Raw genomic sequence first — 18,298 nt, forward strand, 5'->3', positions numbered from 1 at the left:
AAAGCCATGGCGTCGTTGGCAGCGGATCAACCGCGCTCTGGTGGCACCGACGACAGTTCGAACGGACTGCTGCTACGCCGCTGGTTGCGGTCTTCCCGTGGCGTGGCGCCGAAGAAGTTGCGATAGGCGCTGGAGAAATGCGGCCCCGAGGAGAAACCGCACGACAGGCCGATCTGGATGATCGACTTGCTGGTTTGCATCAACATCTGCCGGGCCTTGTTCAGGCGCAGTTCCAGGTAGTACTGGCTCGGCACGCGGTTGAGGTATTGCTTGAAGATCCGCTCCAGCTGGCGACGGGATACACACACATGCTGGGCGATTTCGTCAGTGGTGAGCGGCTCTTCGATGTTGGCTTCCATCAGCAGCACGGCTTGCGTGAGCTTTGGATGGCTGGAGCCGAGACGGTTCTGCAATGGAATCCGCTGACGCTCGCCGCCTTCACGAATGCGTTCGACCACCAGTTCTTCGGAGACCGCACCGGCCAGTTCAGCACCGTGATCACGGGCCAGCACCGCCAATAGCAAATCGAGTACCGACATGCCGCCGCACGCCGTCAGGCGATCGCGATCCCAATCGAACAGATGGCTGGTGGCGATGACTTTCGGGAAGCGTTCGGCGAAGTCGTCCTGCCAACGCCAGTGCACAGCAGCGCGATAACCGTCGAGCAGACCGAGTTGCGCCAACGGATACACACCGGCCGACAGACCGCCGATCACACAACCAGCGCGCACCAATTGTTTCAGCGCGCTGCTGAGTGCCGGCGCCAAAGTCGTCGGTGGCTCGTCAGCGAGCAGGAACAGTTTCTGGAAGTTTTCGAGCTTGCCGGCCCAGGGTTCGCCGGGCAGTTGCCATTCACCTTCGGTCGGTGCTTCGGCCTGCAGGAACGACAATTCGTAAACCACGTCCGGATGCACACGCTGGGCAACACGCAAGGCCTCCTCTGCCAGCGCCAAAGTCAGAGCTTTAGTGCTGGGCCAAATCAGGAAACCAATTCGATGGGCAGTCATGGCGGGCGATCCGAAACGTAAACAGAGGGAAAAACCGAAATCGGCTGCAACCAAATTAGACCATCTGGCGCGCTGCGCAGCATGACCTAATTTGGTGCATAACGGGAGCGATTACTTGAGGCTGCCCGAGAGGAATTGTTGCAAACGTTCCGATTGCGGATTGACCAGCACTTCCCGCGGGTTGCCGCTTTCTTCCACGACGCCTTTGTGCAGGAACACCAACTGGTTCGACACTTCACGGGCGAAGCCCATTTCGTGGGTCACCACCACCATGGTGCGGCCTTCCTGAGCGAGGGCCTGCATGACTTTCAGCACGTCGCCGACCAGTTCCGGGTCGAGGGCCGAAGTCGGTTCGTCGAACAGCATCACTTCCGGTTCCATCGCCAGCGCACGGGCAATTGCCACACGCTGCTGCTCACCACCGGACATGTGCCCCGGGAACGCGTCTTTACGATGAGCCACGCCCACCTTGTTCAGGTAGTACTCGGCTTTTTCGCGAGCTTCGGCCTTGGACACGCCCAGCACGTGAACCGGCGCTTCCATGATGTTTTCCAGCGCGGTCATGTGCGACCACAGGTTGAAGTGCTGGAACACCATCGACAGGCGCGAACGCATGCGTTGCAGCTGTTTCGGATCAGCGGCTTTCAGCGCGCCGTCCTTGTTCGCCACCAGCTTCAACTCTTCATTGTTGAGCAGGATCTTGCCCGCGTGCGGCTGCTCGAGCAGGTTGATGCAGCGCAGGAAAGTACTTTTGCCGGAGCCACTGGAGCCGATGATGCTGATCACATCGCCGGCGGCCGCTTTCAGGGAAACGCCCTTGAGCACTTCGTGACTGCCATAGCGTTTATGCAGGTCTTGGACTTCAAGTTTGTACATGCGGTCGGTTCTCACAAAAACAGTCAGTCGTTGAGCAAAGGGCCGTCGCGCAGCGCATCGCGCCCCGCCACTTTGGCCAGCCAGAAACCGGGTTGGGCGTAACGCAGCCGCTCAATGGCAAACAGCACCCCGGACGTACCAGCACACACCGTGCTGACCCGATCCGACAGCGGATCGATCACTTCAAAAATCTTGTCACCGGCTTCAACCCACTCGCCGGGCTTGCGCAGAAAACTCACAACGCCAGGATGCGGCGGCAGGAGCAGTTCCGTGCCTTCGAACGGCATGCCTTCGCACGGTTCGCGCACGGCGCTTGGCCACTCGCCACGGATCAGGCCTTGCTCGGCGAGGAACGCCAGAATGCCTTCTGCCCAGGCCTCAGCCTGTGCAGGTGTGGTGTCAGCCTGACCGCCGAGTTCAACGGTGGTCGCCAGGCACGCCAGTGGAATCTGCGCGTCCGGGAACAGGCGCGACAGACGCAGCCACGGCAATGAGCAAGCCTCGTCGAACGAGCTGCCGCCGGAATCTTCCGCCAGCAGGCCGACCTTCACATCCAGGTGCGCGGCGAGCGAACGCCACTGCGGCCAGTGCTGCGGCAAGGCATACATGTGCAGTGCGGCTTCGCAGTCGCAATGCAGGTCCAGCACCACATCGGCGGTGGCGGCATGTTGCAGCAGGATGCGCTGCATGCCTTGCAACTGGCTGCTGGCCTCGGGCAATGCGGCCAGGTGATCGGCCATCGCCTGACGGATCAGACGGATGTTGGCGTGCGGATCATCACCGAGTTGTCCTTGAAGCTTAGCGGCCACCGGCGCGCTGAGCTCGACGAAATCACGGTTGAAATTCTTGCCGCTGCCGGCCTCGAAGCGCCCTTGGTGGTTGCCTTGCAGCAACTGGCCAAGACCCAGCGGGTTGGCCACCGGCACCAGTTCGATGACGCCGTTGAGCAGGCCTTTGGCTTCGAGCTCGCCGAGGCGTTTTTTCAGTTCCCAGGCGGTACGCATGCCGGGCAATTCGTCGGCGTGGAGGCTGGCCTGGATGTAGGCCTTGCGCTCACCGCTACCGAAGCGAAACACCGAAATCCGGCGCTCGCTGCCCAGGTGGCTCCACGGCAGAACGTGGTCGATGCGTTCCATATCAGTGCTTCCTCGGGGCCAGGTAGCTCAGCCAGCGACGCTCGGCCAGCTTGAACAGGCGCACCAGAATGAAGGTCAGGCACAGGTAGAACACGCCGGCGGTGATGTACGCCTCGAACGGCAGGTAGAACTGCGCGTTGACGGTACGGGCCGCGCCGGTGATATCGATCAGGGTCACAATGGAGGCCAGACTGGTGGTCTGCAGCATCATGATCACTTCGTTGCTGTACTGCGGCAGTGCCCGGCGCAGGGCCGATGGCAACAGGATGCGCTGGTACATCTTGAAGCGCGACATGCCCATGGCCTTGGCCGCTTCGATCTCGCCGTTCGGCGTGGCCTTCAGGCTGCCGGCGATGATTTCGGCGGTGTAGGCGCTGGTGTTGATCGCGAATGCCAGGCACGCACAGAACGTTGCGCTGGACAGCCACGGCCAGAGGAAGCTTTCACGCACCGTTTCGAACTGGGCCAGACCGTAGTAGATCAGGAACAGTTGAACCAGCATCGGTGTGCCGCGAATCACGTAAGTGAAGAGCCACGCCGTCATGTTGACGACGGCATTCTTCGAGACGCGCATCAGCCCCAGCGGCAGTGCCGCGAGCAGACCGAAGAACAGCGACAGCGCGAGCAACTTGAGGGTGGTCACCAGACCGCCGAGGTACAGCGGCAGGGCCTCCCAAATGACGTTGTAGTCGAAGATCATAGATCAGCCGCCCTTACGCCTACCGAGTAGCGCTTCTCAAGGTGACGCAGCGCCAGCAACGAGACACTGGTGATCACCAGGTACATCGCCGCCACTGCGAGGAAGAAGGTGAAAGGCTCGCGGGTGGCGTCGGCCGCCTGCTTGGCCTTGAACATCATGTCTTGCAGACCGACCACGGAAATCAGCGCGGTGGCCTTGGTCAACACCAGCCAGTTGTTGGTGAAGCCCGGAATCGCCAGACGAATCATCTGCGGCACCAGCACCCGGAAAAACACCTGGACACTGCTCATGCCGTACGCCATGCCCGCTTCGGCCTGACCTTTGGGGATCGCCATGAACGCGCCACGGAAGGTTTCCGACAGGTACGCACCGAAGATGAAACCGAGGGTGCCGATACCGGCGGCCAACGGGTTCAGGTCGATGTAATCGTCATAGCCGAGCATCGGTGCGACGCGGTTGAGCAAGTCCTGGCCGCCGTAGAAGATCAGCAGGATCAGCACCAGATCGGGAATCCCGCGGATCACCGTGGAATACAGATCGCCCAGCCAGGCCAGCCAGCGCACTGGCGACAGGCGCAATGCGACACCGATCAGCCCGAGAACGATGGCCAGGGCCATGGACGACAAGGCGAGCTGAAGCGTCAGCCAAGCGCCATCGAGGATGACAGCCCCGTAGCCTTTCAACATGATTCAGGTCCTCGAAAGTTGGGATGAAAAAATGGCGCAAACCGCAGAGATCCTGTTGCTTGCGCCATTTCGGACGGGTCGAGCGACGTCTTTACTTGCCGTAAATGTCGAAGTCGAAGTACTTGTCCTGGATTTGCTTGTACTTGCCGTTTTCGCGAATGGCCGCGATGGCAGTATTGATCTTGTCTTTCAGGGCGTCGCCCTTGCGCACCGCGATACCTACGCCGTCGCCGAAGTATTTGACGTCGGTGAAGGCCGGGCCGACGAACGCGAAGCCTTTGCCGGCGTCGGTTTTCAGGAAGCCGTCATTCAACAGCGTAGCGTCCGCCACGGTGCCGTCGAGGCGACCGGCGGCCACGTCGAGGTAGATTTCGTTCTGCGAGCCGTATGGCTTGATCTCGGCACCCAGCGGGGCCAGGACTTCGCGGGCGAAACGCTCGTGGATCGAACCACGCTGCACGCCGATGTTCTTGCCCTTCAGCTCGGTCAGGCCTTCGCTGACAGCGGTGCCTTCTTTCATGACCAGGCGAGCCGGGGTGTTGTAGTACTTGTTGGTGAAGTCCACGGACTTCTTGCGGTCGTCAGTGATGGACATGGACGACAGGATCGCGTCGATCTTGCGCACTTTCAGTGCCGGGATCAGACCGTCGAACTCTTGCTCGACCCACTGGCACTTGACCTTCATTTCTTCGCACAGCGCGTTGCCGATGTCGTAGTCGAAACCGACGATGCTGCCGTCCGGCGCTTTGGAAGCAAATGGAGGGTAAGCCGCTTCGATACCGATCTTCAGAGGCTTTTCATCGGCGAATGTCGGCAGGGACAGCACGGACAGTGCCAGGGCGCCAAGCAGCACAAGTTTCTTCATCTTGGGACTCCATCGGTAAAGGGCAAAAACGGCAGAGTGAGCGACAGCCCAATATGCGAATGGGTGAATCGGGAAAGCGGTGCTGCATCCGTGGGAAATTTCCCATTGAAACCGTTAGCGATTTCAACACGAGCCACGACGAGCGAGTGATCGGCATTCTAACGACAGGCCCGAAGCCGATATTTCTTCAATGCGACAACTAATTACAGATGCACCGAGAAACCCGCTTGAGCACATTGACAGCTCCGCAATTTCATGCAAGAGCGAAAGACAGTGAACCGATCTATGCTGCAAATTGCGGGCCTATTATTCGCAAACCCTTCTAATCCGGCAAGCGCGGGGTTATGTCTTATTTTTCACAGGGTGTTTTGAGGCCCTGAAACAGGGCGCAGCGTTTCCCATCGCCCCGTTGCGGAGCAGGCGGTTACACATTCAGTTACTTGAAGGCTGACGGGTAACAGTGGGAAGTTCCCGACGGATGAAACCGATAATTATTGGAAAACAAAAAGCCCCGCCCGGCGCGATGCCGGACGGGGCTTTTCAGCCTTCAGACCCGCCGCTTACGCGACGTTCATGGTCTTGTGCGTATCGATCAGATGCTGCACCACACCCGGATCGGCCAGGGTGGAGATGTCGCCCAACCCGTCATATTCGGCCGTGGCGATCTTGCGCAGGATGCGACGCATGATCTTGCCCGAACGGGTTTTCGGCAACCCCGGCGCCCACTGGATCACGTCCGGCGAAGCAATCGGCCCGATCTCCTTGCGCACCCAGTTCTTCAGTTCCAGGCGCAGTTGCTCGCTCGGTTCTTCGCCATTCTTCAGGGTGACGTAGACATAGATGCCCTGCCCCTTGATGTCGTGCGGCACACCGACCACCGCCGCTTCAGCGACTTTCGGGTGAGCGACCATCGCGCTTTCGATCTCGGCGGTACCCATGCGGTGGCCGGACACGTTGAGCACGTCGTCCACGCGGCCGGTGATCCAGTAGTAACCGTCGGCATCGCGACGGGCGCCGTCACCGGTGAAGTACATGCCACGGAAGGTCTTGAAGTAGGTGTCGACGAAACGGTCGTGGTCGCCGTACAGGGTGCGCGCCTGACCTGGCCACGAGTCGAGAATCACCAGATTGCCCTCGGCCTCGCCCTCGATGATGTTGCCGAGGTTGTCCACCAGCGCCGGCACCACACCGAAGAACGGACGCGCTGCCGAACCTGGCTTCAGGGTATGAGCGCCCGGTAGCGGGCTCATCATGTTGCCGCCGGTTTCGGTCTGCCACCAGGTATCGACGATCGGGCAACGGGACTTGCCGACATTCTTGTAGTACCAGTCCCAGGCTTCCGGGTTGATCGGCTCGCCCACCGAACCGAGCAGGCGCAGGCTGCTGCCGTCCGCGCCTTCAACAGCGTCGGTGCCGGAGGCCATCATCGCGCGGATCGCGGTCGGCGCGGTGTAGAGGATATTGACCTTGTGCTTGTCGACGATCTTCGCCACCCGGGTGATGTCCGGGTAGTTCGGCACGCCTTCGAACAGCAGCGTGGTCGCGCCATTGGCCAGCGGGCCGTAGACGATGTAGCTGTGACCAGTGACCCAACCAACGTCAGCGGTGCACCAGTAGATTTCGCCCGGGCGGTAGTCGAACACGCGCTCGTGAGTCATGGCCGCGTACAACAGGTAGCCGCCCGTGGTGTGCTGCACGCCCTTCGGCTTGCCGGTGGAGCCGGAGGTATAAAGGATGAACAGCGCTTCTTCGGCGCCCATCTCTTTCGGCGCGCAGACAGTGCCCGCCACTTTCATCAGGTCTTCGTACCAGATGTCGCGATGCTGGTTCCACTTGATGTCGCCGCCGGTGCGCTTGCACACGATGACTTTCTGGATGCTGCTGGTTTCCGGGTTGGTCAGCGCGTCGTCGACGTTGGCCTTGAGGGAAATTTTCTTGCCGGCACGGATGCCTTCGTCAGCGGTGATCACCACTTTCGAGCGGCAGTCGATGATGCGACCGGCCAGGGCTTCCGGCGAGAAACCACCGAACACCACCGAGTGAATCGCGCCGATCCGGGTGCAGGCCAGCATGGCGACCACGGCTTCGGGGATCATCGGCATATAAATGGTCACCACGTCGCCGCGGTGAACGTCCTGGCCACGCAGGGCGTTGGCGAACTTGCAGACTTGTTCGTGCAGTTCGCGGTAGGTGATGTTGCGGCTTTCGGAAGGATCGTCGCCTTCCCAGATGATGGCGACCTGATCGCCGCGCTCGGCCAGATGACGGTCGAGGCAGTTGTAGGAAACGTTCAGGGTGCCGTCGGCAAACCACTTGATGTCGACATGGTGATCGTCGAACGAAGTCTGTTTCACCGTGGTGAAAGGCTTGATCCAGTCGAGGCGCTTGGCTTGTTCGCGCCAGAAGCCGTCAGGGTTGACGACCGACTGTTGGTACATGGCTTTGTAGGTCGCCTCGTCGGTCAGCGTATTGGCCAGAACCTCGGGACGAACGGGATACAGGGAAGCCGCACTCATCTTTCCTACCTCGGTGTAATAGTTGTTTTTGTATGACCCTGTTGTAGCCGGGGCGCCCGTATAGAACCATTCGACGATGGTAGTAACAAGCCCCTACAAAACATCCAGATACCCCGGAGGTGCGCCGCCAATACCTTTGCGAAACACCCTGCAGCCCTTGTTGGATCTGGCCTGCAAGCGATTCGGGCGACTCGATTGCTCAGGAAAGTCGCATCACCGACATCACGATATCCGCCGATTGTTACCAAATCTGCCAAAGGTGTTTATCAAAACCGAGTCTGTTTACCCCCACCCCACCTCCCTAGAATTCACCTCGCCGACAAGGCAAAGCGATTAACAACGTTACAGCCCCCACGAAGGCCGTTAATCCAGCTCTTAAGTAACAAACCAAAACGATGAAGTTCCACACGCAACCCCAAAAAGGTTGCGTGCCCCCACTCGACCTCAAGAAGGTAAATTTCAAATGAAAGCTTTATTGGTTCTGGCCCTCAGCAGTCTGTGCGCAACCGCCATGGCAGACGAGGTCCCGACTGATGTCGCACAGCAACAACCGGTCATCGAGGAATACACTTACTCCACTCACCTGGACATCGCCAACGTTGTATCGATGAGCGAAGTTCCGAATGTCTGCGAAGTGGTTCCGATGAAAATGGAGTACGACGACTCCACCGGCCAGCGCCACATCCTGCGTTACAGCGTGATGGGTAACGGCTGCACCAATTGATGGTTTGAGACTGCACCGAATCGGATCACTCAGCGCAACATCGAGGGTCGATTCCAGCCCGGCTTCGGTCGGGCTCAGTTGTGTTTGAAGGGACGTAAAAGGGTTGCAAAACACAAGATATAGTGAAAAACGCGGTTTTTTGCTCGTTTTTTGAGCAACCAATCACACGCAGAAAAATTAATGAAAAAATTTTCTTCGGGGCCAATCCCGGCGAAAGCCCTGTAAACCCTCGCTCCGATCGAAATCACCCCAGCGCTCGACCGCCCTGCGCTGTTTCGCCCTCCCCCACGCCGGTGTTTTTTTCCCTATAATGCCGCCCAATCGGGTCAGCAATATTCCCTTACAGGGATCAAAGCCATTCTGAAGCCCCGCAGCAGCGTCAACGCTGACCTGCGCCCGTCAGAGGCTCTCGGAAACCCGTACAAAATTCTGTTTTATTGCCTGCCTTAGCTGCTGCAAAAAACGATTCCTTAAGATCCAACGCGGCCAGTACGGTCGTGTGAAAAACCAACTATCAGTTTTCACACGGGCATCTGGCCCTCACGCAGGAGACGACACGTCATGCTGAGCTGGGACGAATTCGACAAAGAAGACAGTGAAGTAGCCGTAAAAGGCGCCAACGCCGGCCACGCTACCGAAGCCAACATGGACCGCCTCGACAGCGCCGGCGGTGCCGCTGCTCTCGAAGCCCGCGCCGTGACCGCCGCTGACTCGGCCGCCGTGGCCCGCGCCAAGGCTGCACTGGATTCCCTCGACGTCGCCGAAGGCCTCGCCGAACTCGAAGGCTCCGCCGCCCGTGTCGCCGTTGACGAAAAGCGCATGATCAACTGCCGCGCCGACCTCAACCAGCTCGTGCCATTCAAGTACGACTGGGCCTGGCAGAAATACCTGGACGGCTGCGCAAACCACTGGATGCCGCAAGAAGTCAACATGACCGCCGACATCGCCCTCTGGAAAAACCCGGAAGGCCTGACCGACGACGAGCGCCGCATCGTGATGCGCAACCTCGGCTTCTTCTCCACCGCCGACTCCCTGGTTGCCAACAACCTGGCCCTGGCCGTGTACCGCCTGATCACCAACCCGGAATGCCGCCAGTACATCCTGCGCCAGGCGTTCGAAGAGGCGATCCACACCCACGCCTACCAGTACTGCATCGAATCGCTGGGCATGGATGAAGGCGAGATCTTCAACATGTACCACGAGATCCCGTCGGTCGCGAAAAAAGCCGCCTGGGGCCTGAAATACACCCGCGCCATCTCCGACCCGGAATTCAACACCGGCACCGTCGAAACCGACAAAGAACTGCTGCGCAACCTGATCGCCTACTACTGCGTTCTGGAAGGCATCTTCTTCTACTGCGGCTTCACCCAGATCCTCTCCATGGGCCGCCGCAACAAAATGACCGGCGTCGCCGAGCAGTTCCAGTACATCCTGCGCGACGAATCCATGCACCTGAACTTCGGCATCGACGTGATCAACCAGATCAAAATCGAAAACCCACACCTGTGGGACGCCGAAATGAAGGAAGAAGCCTCGCAAATGATCCTGCAAGGCACTCAACTGGAAATCGAATACGCCCGCGACACCATGCCTCGCGGCGTACTGGGCATGAACGCAGCGATGATGGAGGACTACCTGAAGTTCATCGCTAACCGTCGTCTGTCGCAGATCGGCCTTAAAGAAGAATATCCAGGGACGACTAACCCGTTCCCTTGGATGAGCGAGATCATGGACTTGAAGAAAGAGAAGAATTTCTTTGAGACGAGAGTGATCGAATACCAAACTGGTGGTGCTCTGAGCTGGGACTGATTCCAGAATGAACAACGCCTTGAATGGCGGATTGAAAAATAAAAAGCCCTGACCTGATCAGGGCTTTTTTTGAGGAGCGCCTTTGCGCGACTATGTTAGGACGGTAAAAGCGGAAAGAAGCGTGCTCCAATCGAACAGACAAGGAGTACCACAACCCTCTGCACTTACCCGCAATCATCCTGCGTGGCGAACGCAAAGGCGTTACGCCCTTGAATTCATTATCAGCCCTTATCGACCCCAACAGTCACTTGTACTTTAAAACCAAGGCGCTGGACTTCCTCAAGAATGGCTGCACCGTGCTTTGCTTGCTTAATACTCACCCTGACCGATGCATTTACTAGTTTTCCAATTGAAAAAGCAAGACTTCTTTGCCATGGCTGAAGATTGTTCGTTTCTTTTGACCATCTAGATATCTGAAACCATATATCCGCAGGTACAGCTGCGATCTGCTCTATCAGACTTTGTTCCTGTTGATTGGGAGCGCTTACACCTTCATTCCCACTAAAATCGGATGTTTTTTTCGAAACATCGATTAGCTCACTACGCAATAAAGTACCGATATTGATATTTAAATCTTTTATCTTTTCCCAGCACTCTTTACGCTTACACCATTCAGTGATGTTCTTCCCGTTTGGCGGGCTGACAATGACGCGGTGTACGGCAATAGACACATCACGAATAACATCGCAAAGCACCGGTGAAATTTCCTGATTTTTCCATATGCTATTCAAATCGATCCGTTGAGATGTCTTGTTGGATATCCAAGCGATTGTGTATGTGACAATATTCGCCTTGTAACCACCAAAATTCTGATCACGAATGATGCGATCAGCCCTACTGAAAATTATGGCTTTGGCAATTAAGTGCTGAAAATATCGTGAATCGACATCAACACGTCCACGCTCTTTCAGTCTGATAGCAAAGTCATTGAAATTTTTTTGCGCACCTAAACTGACAACATGTGGGAGCTGCATCCAAGTATTCTCGTATTTCGCCAGATCAGTCTTTGTAAACTTCTGACGAGTGGGAAACATCGCATCAAATTGCCGTTTTCTGGCAGGTGTGCCCTCTCTGGCCTTTGCATCGAGATACTGCCCCCTTGCCCGCTCGTAAAACCACTTGGACTGCCTGCTGGAACCATCAACCGCTGGGGCCCAGACCGTCCTTGAGAGACCTTCGATCTCTATATGGAATGGGTCATTCGCGTAAAAATCGGCATCATTAACTTTGTTCTGGCTGTTGGCAAATCGTGAAATGAGTGGAACGATATGTTCAAGCTGTTCTTCAGGAATTACAGATATTTTTGCCTGAACAGAAATACCCTGCAGATCCGCTTTGTCTTTCCTAGCTGTATAGTAAAGTGAGGCCGTGGTCTGCCCGCCGTTCACAATCTGCAGGTTGCGTATCTTTGATATTGAATTCCCGTTCTCTTTGTCAAACTCGATAGCATCAGCGGTTGCCGAAACACCATTATTGTAGGCAAAGAAGCGATGAGGTTCCTCAAGAATAGTCTTTCTGATCCCTTTATTTACATTGCCTCTTGCCTGCAAGAACGACCTTACATTTCGCTCTAACAGACGTGGCCCATACTTGCTGTAGATCCCGGCAAGTATCTCTCCAGGGATGACAGCAAGATAGCCTTTGTAATCTGACTTTGGATCTGCCAGCGAAAGACACGGAATGTTCTGGCCAAATTCTTCAGGAAAATTAATTTCAATCGGCTCGTATTTCCTCCCTGAACTAGCAAGGCGAAATAGCCTTGCTGCATCCCATACATGCAACGTGACCGAGATATATTCGCCACCTTCCGGGATGAAGGTATCCTGATTAACGACCCCATCCGTCAGTAGAAAGATTCTGCAACTGACAAGGCTGTCTCTGAGTTCGTGGATTCTCTGAAAGGCATCGTAGCTTTCCGACGATTCTTCAAGGGTGCTGTGAAACCCCGCAAGCCCTTTGCGCAGGCAGGTTTCCGCCTGCCTGAAAGCTGATTCGCACTGGGCCTTTGTGACAGTGACAGGGGGTGTCTGTTGGTTAAACACAGACACAAAAATGTCTAAACAATCCCCGTCCTGACTTACGTTGTAGCCGTTGAGCTGCATTCCCCTGGACTTATAGAAGCAGACGTTTACGTCTTCGATCTCACCGGCTTCGATAAGGTAATCTGCGACCGTTCGTGTGAACTGATCCACCTTGAACCCACCCTCCTCCTCATCACCGGCACCTGAGAGAACCTCCTGTAATAAGTCTTCGCAGAATGAATTAAGCCCGTCCTTTTCGTTCATCAACAAGCCTCCCCGATTTTTACGGAAAGCTCTGAAAAGGGAACTTCATAGTTTCTGCATTGCGCAACTGAGACTGAGTATTTAACATCACCTACGCCCGAGCGAATATCACTTTCACGGATTCTTGGGAACTCACTCTCCACCAAGAAAACTGCAGATTCTCTGATCGAGTATCCGGTGGGATTATATTTCGCTCTGTGCGATTCCACATATCCAGCTTCGATCAGCAGATTATCAAATTCTATGAGGGCTCCTGAGTGGTCTGAGAGGCTGACTCTGATTTCATCAACAAGGGCCGGCAACGTATCTGCCCCTCCTTCGATGAGAGCAACCGAAAGATAATAAAGGTAAAGCTTTGTTACGGTTGTCTCATCTAGCTGCTGCTCACTTGCAATCTGGAGTTTCTGGTGTTGTTTTGAAACACTGGTTTTCACCTCAACAGCTGCGCCCCCAAACTGAAAGTCGTGCTGCCTGCCTCTAGGGCCAGTCCACGCAAGCACCGCCTTCTCCGGACTGGCGGCAGAAGAAAGAATATGGACCTTGAGGAATTGCAACTCACCGTACAAACCGCGTTGCGCCTCTTCTGAGAGGCCGTCATCTCTCTGCTTTTCAAAGAAAACCTGCCAGAGTCGGACTAGAGTGAGGAAACCTGCAATTACCTCTTTCCTCTTGGTCAGAATATGAAGCTTTTTGTAAATATGTTCTGTGATAGAGGCAAATATCTCGTTATACCCGACAGCTGAAGATGAAAGTATCAGGCTAGCGTGGTCCGGGTGTATTTCATCTCCCGTAATTTGAACAGTGAAATGCAGCCCCCGCGATACGGGGATGATATCGGGCAGCGGCACGTTGTCCCTTGGAACTTCAAGAACGAAGGTACGCAGCAATGCGGGAGCCTTTACCCCAATAAACATGGGACACATGGAATCAAGGCCTACCAAGCGCTTAACAGTACCCAGTTCGATCTGATGGCTCGCAGATGCTTCAAGGTCAGTCCATAGATCTTTAAACATCGTCTTCGTCATCCCCATAGCGATCAAGCCAGTACTTGGTATTGACCTGATATTCGACGGTAGTTTTGTTACGACTGGCGGGGAAGCTCAAGGCCATGCCAATAATAGGCATCTCTGTAAACCGCTTCCCGTTCAGAAGCACATTGCTAGAGTCCAGGGGATAAATCAGCAGAAGGCCTCGCTGAGGGCTTCTTACCCGGCGAATGAACGGACCGCTAGGAGAAGTAGGCTGCATCTTGTGTCGTGTTTCACCGCTTGCCCAAGCTTCAACCGTGGCCGCAAGCGCTGAGGCCTGCTGAGTGTCGTCAAGATCTATATACTGATCCTCAGGACTGATAATGTTTGCCTTTTGCAGCCAGTATAGGTCTTTATCCGGCTGGACGTCTTGACGCTCAACCAGTCCGACCTGGTGACCACCGATTGGACGCTTTATGTCGGCAGTGCCGCTAGATATCAGGACAATTGTCCATGAAGTGAGTTCTCCAATGTCATTGACTTTCTCAATATACTTGGTAATGAGTTCAGGGTCGGCACCACGTGAAAACGGATGGATCTTAAAACCAGCTAGTAGGTCGTAAATTCGATTGGGCTCGACCTCATCCCACAGATAATTATTCCTCTTCTGAATACTGAATGCCCCAAGACCGCCAATCCATTCATCTACGTGCCTGAAATTATTTTCCTGTGTGTTTTGATTTTTATCAAAAACTATCGTCTGAGCTAGGCTGTCAGCGAACGTAACCTGCATTTTTTTGCCGCTTCTGATTTTGTTGGCCGCAGTGATGTTTAGCCCATTAGCATGTGTTCTAACCTTAAGCCCATAAGCCTCAGGATCAAGATTACTTAGTTCCATAAGCTTGAATTCACGCTTCAACTCTTCAGTTGCTACTGCGATATGCTGATACCATCCTTCAATTTCTTCTGTAGTATATAGCCGGCAAAGATCTAGATACCCCGACCTATATCCAAACCAGCGCCCCATCTGAAGCAGAGTGTCATAATTTTTAGACGGGCGGGTGTAATAACTTACACTTAACCCATCAAGAGTAAGGCCACGGGAAAGTTTATCACCTCCAACCGCAATAACATTCAGTCCTTTGGGATGCTCCGCATAGTCAAGAACACCTTCAGCAAGGCCATTAATACCTCTTACTTGAATTTTTAGTGCCGCTTCCGTCAACTCTCGAGATACCTCACCCCATTGAATCGGAGTAATTAGCGGATCACCTGTCAGCTCTATAATAGATGCAGTTCTTACAACAAAATCTCTATCCCAGAGCTTATTTAGGTCTATCAGAAGCTCCTTCCATTGCGATCCCGTATTGAACTCAAGGGTTCTTTGAATGCTGACAAGCTCATCTTTCACCAGACCGATAACCTTTTCTTGGACATCGTTGAATCTGGTTACATGAATCAGCATTGTATTATGAACATTCTTCTGCCCCCTGACGCGGCGGGCCGCGCAAGACAGAACAAACGTCCGGATTGCTTCGATCATCGTGTCAGGAAGGCCATCTACCGGAAGATTTTTTTTATGTTTGGCAGGAAAATACTGCTCGGCATCTTCGGCGTGTCTGATGAGAGGAAGGCTTTTATCTACAGGAGTCAGGCCGTCGATGCTTTCTGAAAGGCCGAAAACTTTCGTAGCACCGATATAATTATTCGGGGGATTGATATAGTAGATGAAGTTTCGCGGAAATAGGTCTTCGCCATACTTTGACTTCTCACTCTCCTCATCAGGTGGCAGGATGAAAATATTCGCAAAAGGTGTAGCTGTATACCCGATATATGAGCTCTGTGAGAATGTCTTGAGTATTTTTCTGATAGCCCGATTGATGGCAGTGGGATCTTCTTCGGGATCTTTTGTATTTACAGAAGCGTTATCGGCTTCGTCATCAAGCAGCAGAACAGGAATACCGTTAACGATTTTCTCACCCGTTTCAGGATTGGTCTGTCCCTGCCCCTCGACCCATGCGAGTATCCGTTTGAGAACCGAAGTATTTTTCTTGACGACGAGGAGAAGAGGATTACCTCCGAGCTGCGCATTCGCGCCGTTTCTGGCACGAAAATCTCCACCGTGCGCGCTGTAGGTCAGAGGCTGTACAATTAGCTGACCGTGGTCTTCAAGCTTCCCGACGCCAATCCGGCTTCCGTTCTCATGTTGTCTGTCAAGCTCACTTTCGAAACCAAGAAACTCGGCGTCTAGACGGGACTGTGTCTGGCTCCTCAAATCGTTTGTCATGCCGGCAAGCACAATGACAAGTTTGTACCCGGCATCTACGGCCTTGCAGATAAGTCCCGTGTAGTTTGCTGTTTTGCCTGACTGTACATCACCAACAACCATTCCTCGTCGGTCCCATGAACCTGACTGTGCGGGATTTCCAATGTCACCCAAGATCGCATCTGTGACCTGATCTAGTTTTCCGGTGACAACGGGGGACCAGCTCTTCTCTTCTTCCAGATACTGGCGATAACGTTTCCAAAATCCCCAGTTGATCTCAGTTTTTCGTTCAGGAAGCCAATTTTTGTGTTTTTTGTCACGCAACACCGACGGATCAGGCTGCCATACACTGACTTGGCTGGAAATATCCCGGAACAATAGGTCGCGATTGACTTCCTCAACCATTTCCGCCGCTTCAAAAGCGTCGAGGAGTGTATTAATTTCCTTCAAAATTCTTTCAGAGGTGACTGTTTCTTTTTTACGAAGCCTTTTCATGACCGCAGCCTTAATGTCATCGTATCCGTACTGATCCATCTAAATTTCTCCTTCGGGTTCTTCTCTAAAGGCTTCTATAAACTCAGGATTCTGACTGAATGGTTCCATCGTTGCGAGACGGTCAAATATTTCGTCCCGGCTTAGGCCATTTTTCTGAAATGAACTGTAAACTTTTTGCAAGAGAGGCCGGACCTCTATGTATCGTGCGCCCTCCAGCGGGCGGCTCATCCTATCTGGTTCTTCAGAACTAGTGATGATGATGTGAGACGCAGGAATGGTCTCTTCCAGCAAACGCAGAATGGGCTCGATTTTGTCGGTCCCGATTTCACGAAGAGAAGACTGAATCAGAGGATGTTCACGGTTTATCTCGTAGAAATACTTTCCGTGTCTGGTTTTCTGCTGCCAGAGAAAAACATGGTCTTGGGAGGACTTTCTGGCAATAACCTTTCCTCTGTGGCGATATATCTGGACCGCCTGTTCTCGCGTCAGTTTGGCGATTCTTTTTAGATCTGCGCGAAGGTAGCCCGGCGGCCTGGCTCGGGATTTCTTTACATCGATCTGCCACTCATCGTCCATGTTGTTAGGCAAGTCAATCTGGATTCTTGCTAATTTGTGGTGTTCTTCCTTCTGAAAACCGAGCCCCAACCAGTCGCCGGGAACGAGTAAGCGTTCATTCCGATAGATGTAGAAACCCTGCTGAGCGTTCCAACCCTGGGGGCCTGCCGCTACCCGATGCCTGTCTTGGTCCAGCTTTGACTGATGTGGAAGCACGTAAGGCGTAACGGTAAGATGAGCGCCTTTGCAGAATAGCTTTTCAGAGGGGAGTTCTTGCGTTGCCCTCTCTCCCCGCAGAAACGGGTCCCAGGCTTCTATTTTGCGACCATTGATGAAGATATTGATGCCACCCCGCCTTTCCAGGTAGCGGTGGAATACCATTGCGAGGTGTTCCTTAACCTCCTCAATGGCTTCGAGGAAACGGTTATAGGCGTTCTTGTCGTCAGTGCGTGCGGAGCCGGTAACCCGATCCATTTCTTCCCAGAGAACAATCGTCCCCTGTAGGGCTATCTCCTCCCTTGCCTCCGTAAGACGGTGCTGATTAACCTTTTTGAGGAGACGCCACTCTCCGACCGTGTTGATATAATCAAGATCCCAACAGCGGGCCACACAGTCAGTATCATTCGTCTTGGTGATAACAGAAAGGCGCCTGCACTGAGAGAAGGACGCTGTCTTCAGCCCCAGCCCAAACCTGCCGAGATCGCTAGGAGCTCTATCTTCCAGCGGACTTCTTGAGCCCGGCCTCATGGCCGCCACCAACTCGGTATCGGTCATTCCACTGCCATCATCCCTGATGGAAATAAAGGAATTAACGCCATCCCATTCAAACCTGACCCAGATATTTTTGGCTGATGCAGAAATACAGTTATCAACAAGGTCAGCAACCGCAGTACGCAAACTGTATCCGAAGGCCCTCAGCGACTCGACGAGAGCTGATGGCTCAGGTTCTGCAACATCGTAATCATCCGGTGACAGCTCAGTGATTGGAGCTCGTTCCATCTTCACCCAGAAATCCTCTCAGCAGGTGCTCAATTGTTTCGCTTTTTTTTGTTTCGCACTCCCAGATAATTAGAGACTTCCATCCCAAATCTGAAAGCTGCTTCTTAACCATTTCGTCACGCTGAACATTGGCTTCAAATTTTTTTAACCAGAATTCCTCTCTGGATTTTGGCATATAGGACAATTTACAGCCTAGATGCCTATGCCAGAAACAGCCATGAACAAAAATGACAGCCTTGAATCGCTTCAGCACAATATCAGGTTTTCCAGGTACGGCTGCGCAGTGCAGCCTGTACCGATACCCCATTCCATACAGTACTTTCCGCACCGCCAGTTCCGGAGCGGTATCCTGGGACTTAATACGAGACATGTTCCAACTCCGCCTCTGACTACTAAGTCGGTCCGCCATTA

The 18,298-nt window shown here is 54.2% G+C and carries 14 protein-coding genes; 2 read left to right on the forward strand and 12 right to left on the reverse strand.

Annotated features, from left to right (window positions below):
• Window positions 1-26 precede the first annotated feature (26 nt).
• The 7 genes from argR to acs form a co-directional block, all read right to left on the reverse strand.
• Window positions 27-1,007: a transcriptional regulator ArgR gene (argR, locus tag AC1RME_RS16350; protein WP_085709719.1), complete on the reverse strand. Its 981-nt coding sequence runs from the start codon at window positions 1,005-1,007 to the stop codon at window positions 27-29.
• A gap of 111 nt (window positions 1,008-1,118) precedes the next feature.
• The gene (locus tag AC1RME_RS16355) at window positions 1,119-1,883 is read right to left on the reverse strand and encodes an ABC transporter ATP-binding protein (protein ID WP_016983952.1); all 765 of its coding nucleotides are present in this window, start codon (window positions 1,881-1,883) and stop codon (window positions 1,119-1,121) included.
• Between the two features lie 23 nt (window positions 1,884-1,906).
• Entirely contained in the window at window positions 1,907-3,019 is a 1,113-nt protein-coding gene (locus tag AC1RME_RS16360) for a succinylglutamate desuccinylase/aspartoacylase family protein (protein WP_432217503.1), read from the reverse strand.
• Window position 3,020: 1 nt separating this feature from the next.
• Complete coding sequence (locus tag AC1RME_RS16365; RefSeq protein WP_102621033.1) at window positions 3,021-3,719, reverse strand: ABC transporter permease; 699 nt, start codon at window positions 3,717-3,719, stop codon at window positions 3,021-3,023.
• Window positions 3,716-4,405 carry an ABC transporter permease gene (locus AC1RME_RS16370; protein ID WP_096818114.1) on the reverse strand — a complete coding sequence of 230 codons (690 nt, stop codon included), beginning with the start codon at window positions 4,403-4,405 and terminating at the stop codon, window positions 3,716-3,718. Before AC1RME_RS16370 ends, AC1RME_RS16365 begins: the two co-directional genes overlap by 4 nt.
• Window positions 4,406-4,496: 91 nt before the next feature.
• Window positions 4,497-5,270, reverse strand: a complete 774-nt coding sequence (locus tag AC1RME_RS16375; RefSeq protein ID WP_096818116.1) for an ABC transporter substrate-binding protein — start codon at window positions 5,268-5,270, stop codon at window positions 4,497-4,499.
• Between the two features lie 560 nt (window positions 5,271-5,830).
• Window positions 5,831-7,786 carry an acetate--CoA ligase gene (acs, locus tag AC1RME_RS16380; protein ID WP_096818118.1) on the reverse strand — a complete coding sequence of 652 codons (1,956 nt, stop codon included), beginning with the start codon at window positions 7,784-7,786 and terminating at the stop codon, window positions 5,831-5,833.
• Between the two features lie 463 nt (window positions 7,787-8,249).
• Here acs and AC1RME_RS16385 point away from each other — a divergent pair, with 463 nt between their 5' ends.
• Both AC1RME_RS16385 and AC1RME_RS16390 read left to right on the forward strand, forming a co-directional pair.
• Window positions 8,250-8,510, forward strand: coding sequence for a DUF2790 domain-containing protein (locus AC1RME_RS16385; protein WP_096818120.1), 261 nt, complete (start codon window positions 8,250-8,252; stop codon window positions 8,508-8,510).
• Window positions 8,511-9,071: 561 nt separating this feature from the next.
• Window positions 9,072-10,319, forward strand: coding sequence for a ribonucleotide-diphosphate reductase subunit beta (locus AC1RME_RS16390; protein ID WP_096818122.1), 1,248 nt, complete (start codon window positions 9,072-9,074; stop codon window positions 10,317-10,319).
• Between the two features lie 221 nt (window positions 10,320-10,540).
• Here the strand turns inward: AC1RME_RS16390 and AC1RME_RS16395 are convergent, their stop codons facing one another.
• From AC1RME_RS16395 to AC1RME_RS16415, 5 genes are read right to left on the reverse strand one after another with little or no spacing between them, the layout of a single operon-like run.
• The gene (locus AC1RME_RS16395) at window positions 10,541-12,604 is read right to left on the reverse strand and encodes an AIPR family protein (RefSeq protein WP_096818124.1); all 2,064 of its coding nucleotides are present in this window, start codon (window positions 12,602-12,604) and stop codon (window positions 10,541-10,543) included.
• Window positions 12,604-13,629 (reverse strand): PD-(D/E)XK motif protein, encoded by a 1,026-nt coding sequence (locus AC1RME_RS16400; RefSeq protein WP_176504802.1) that lies wholly within the window; start codon window positions 13,627-13,629, stop codon window positions 12,604-12,606. Before AC1RME_RS16400 ends, AC1RME_RS16395 begins: the two co-directional genes overlap by 1 nt.
• Complete coding sequence (locus tag AC1RME_RS16405) at window positions 13,610-16,372, reverse strand: Z1 domain-containing protein (RefSeq protein ID WP_096818127.1); 2,763 nt, start codon at window positions 16,370-16,372, stop codon at window positions 13,610-13,612. Before AC1RME_RS16405 ends, AC1RME_RS16400 begins: the two co-directional genes overlap by 20 nt.
• Window positions 16,373-17,887 carry an ATP-binding protein gene (locus tag AC1RME_RS16410; RefSeq protein ID WP_096818129.1) on the reverse strand — a complete coding sequence of 505 codons (1,515 nt, stop codon included), beginning with the start codon at window positions 17,885-17,887 and terminating at the stop codon, window positions 16,373-16,375.
• On the reverse strand, window positions 17,865-18,296 hold the full coding sequence (locus AC1RME_RS16415; RefSeq protein ID WP_096818131.1) for a very short patch repair endonuclease: 432 nt from the start codon (window positions 18,294-18,296) through the stop codon (window positions 17,865-17,867). Before AC1RME_RS16415 ends, AC1RME_RS16410 begins: the two co-directional genes overlap by 23 nt.
• Window positions 18,297-18,298: the final 2 nt, after the last annotated feature.

It is taken from the genome of Pseudomonas sp. GW822-FHT03F08 (assembly GCF_058801265.1).

Excerpts from the sequence above, each read along its gene's own strand:
- argR (WP_085709719.1), bottom strand. The coding sequence starts at position 1,007 with ATGACTGCCCATCGAATTGGTTTCCTGATTTGGCCCAGCACTAAAGCT.
- AC1RME_RS16390 (WP_096818122.1), top strand. The coding sequence starts at position 9,072 with ATGCTGAGCTGGGACGAATTCGACAAAGAAGACAGTGAAGTAGCCGTA.
- acs (WP_096818118.1), bottom strand. The coding sequence starts at position 7,786 with ATGAGTGCGGCTTCCCTGTATCCCGTTCGTCCCGAGGTTCTGGCCAAT.
- AC1RME_RS16375 (WP_096818116.1), bottom strand. The coding sequence starts at position 5,270 with ATGAAGAAACTTGTGCTGCTTGGCGCCCTGGCACTGTCCGTGCTGTCC.
- AC1RME_RS16415 (WP_096818131.1), bottom strand. The coding sequence starts at position 18,296 with ATGGCGGACCGACTTAGTAGTCAGAGGCGGAGTTGGAACATGTCTCGT.
- AC1RME_RS16410 (WP_096818129.1), bottom strand. The coding sequence starts at position 17,887 with ATGGAACGAGCTCCAATCACTGAGCTGTCACCGGATGATTACGATGTT.
- AC1RME_RS16355 (WP_016983952.1), bottom strand. The coding sequence starts at position 1,883 with ATGTACAAACTTGAAGTCCAAGACCTGCATAAACGCTATGGCAGTCAC.
- AC1RME_RS16370 (WP_096818114.1), bottom strand. The coding sequence starts at position 4,405 with ATGTTGAAAGGCTACGGGGCTGTCATCCTCGATGGCGCTTGGCTGACG.
- AC1RME_RS16405 (WP_096818127.1), bottom strand. The coding sequence starts at position 16,372 with ATGGATCAGTACGGATACGATGACATTAAGGCTGCGGTCATGAAAAGG.
- AC1RME_RS16360 (WP_432217503.1), bottom strand. The coding sequence starts at position 3,019 with ATGGAACGCATCGACCACGTTCTGCCGTGGAGCCACCTGGGCAGCGAG.
- AC1RME_RS16365 (WP_102621033.1), bottom strand. The coding sequence starts at position 3,719 with ATGATCTTCGACTACAACGTCATTTGGGAGGCCCTGCCGCTGTACCTC.
- AC1RME_RS16395 (WP_096818124.1), bottom strand. The coding sequence starts at position 12,604 with ATGAACGAAAAGGACGGGCTTAATTCATTCTGCGAAGACTTATTACAG.
- AC1RME_RS16400 (WP_176504802.1), bottom strand. The coding sequence starts at position 13,629 with ATGACGAAGACGATGTTTAAAGATCTATGGACTGACCTTGAAGCATCT.
- AC1RME_RS16385 (WP_096818120.1), top strand. The coding sequence starts at position 8,250 with ATGAAAGCTTTATTGGTTCTGGCCCTCAGCAGTCTGTGCGCAACCGCC.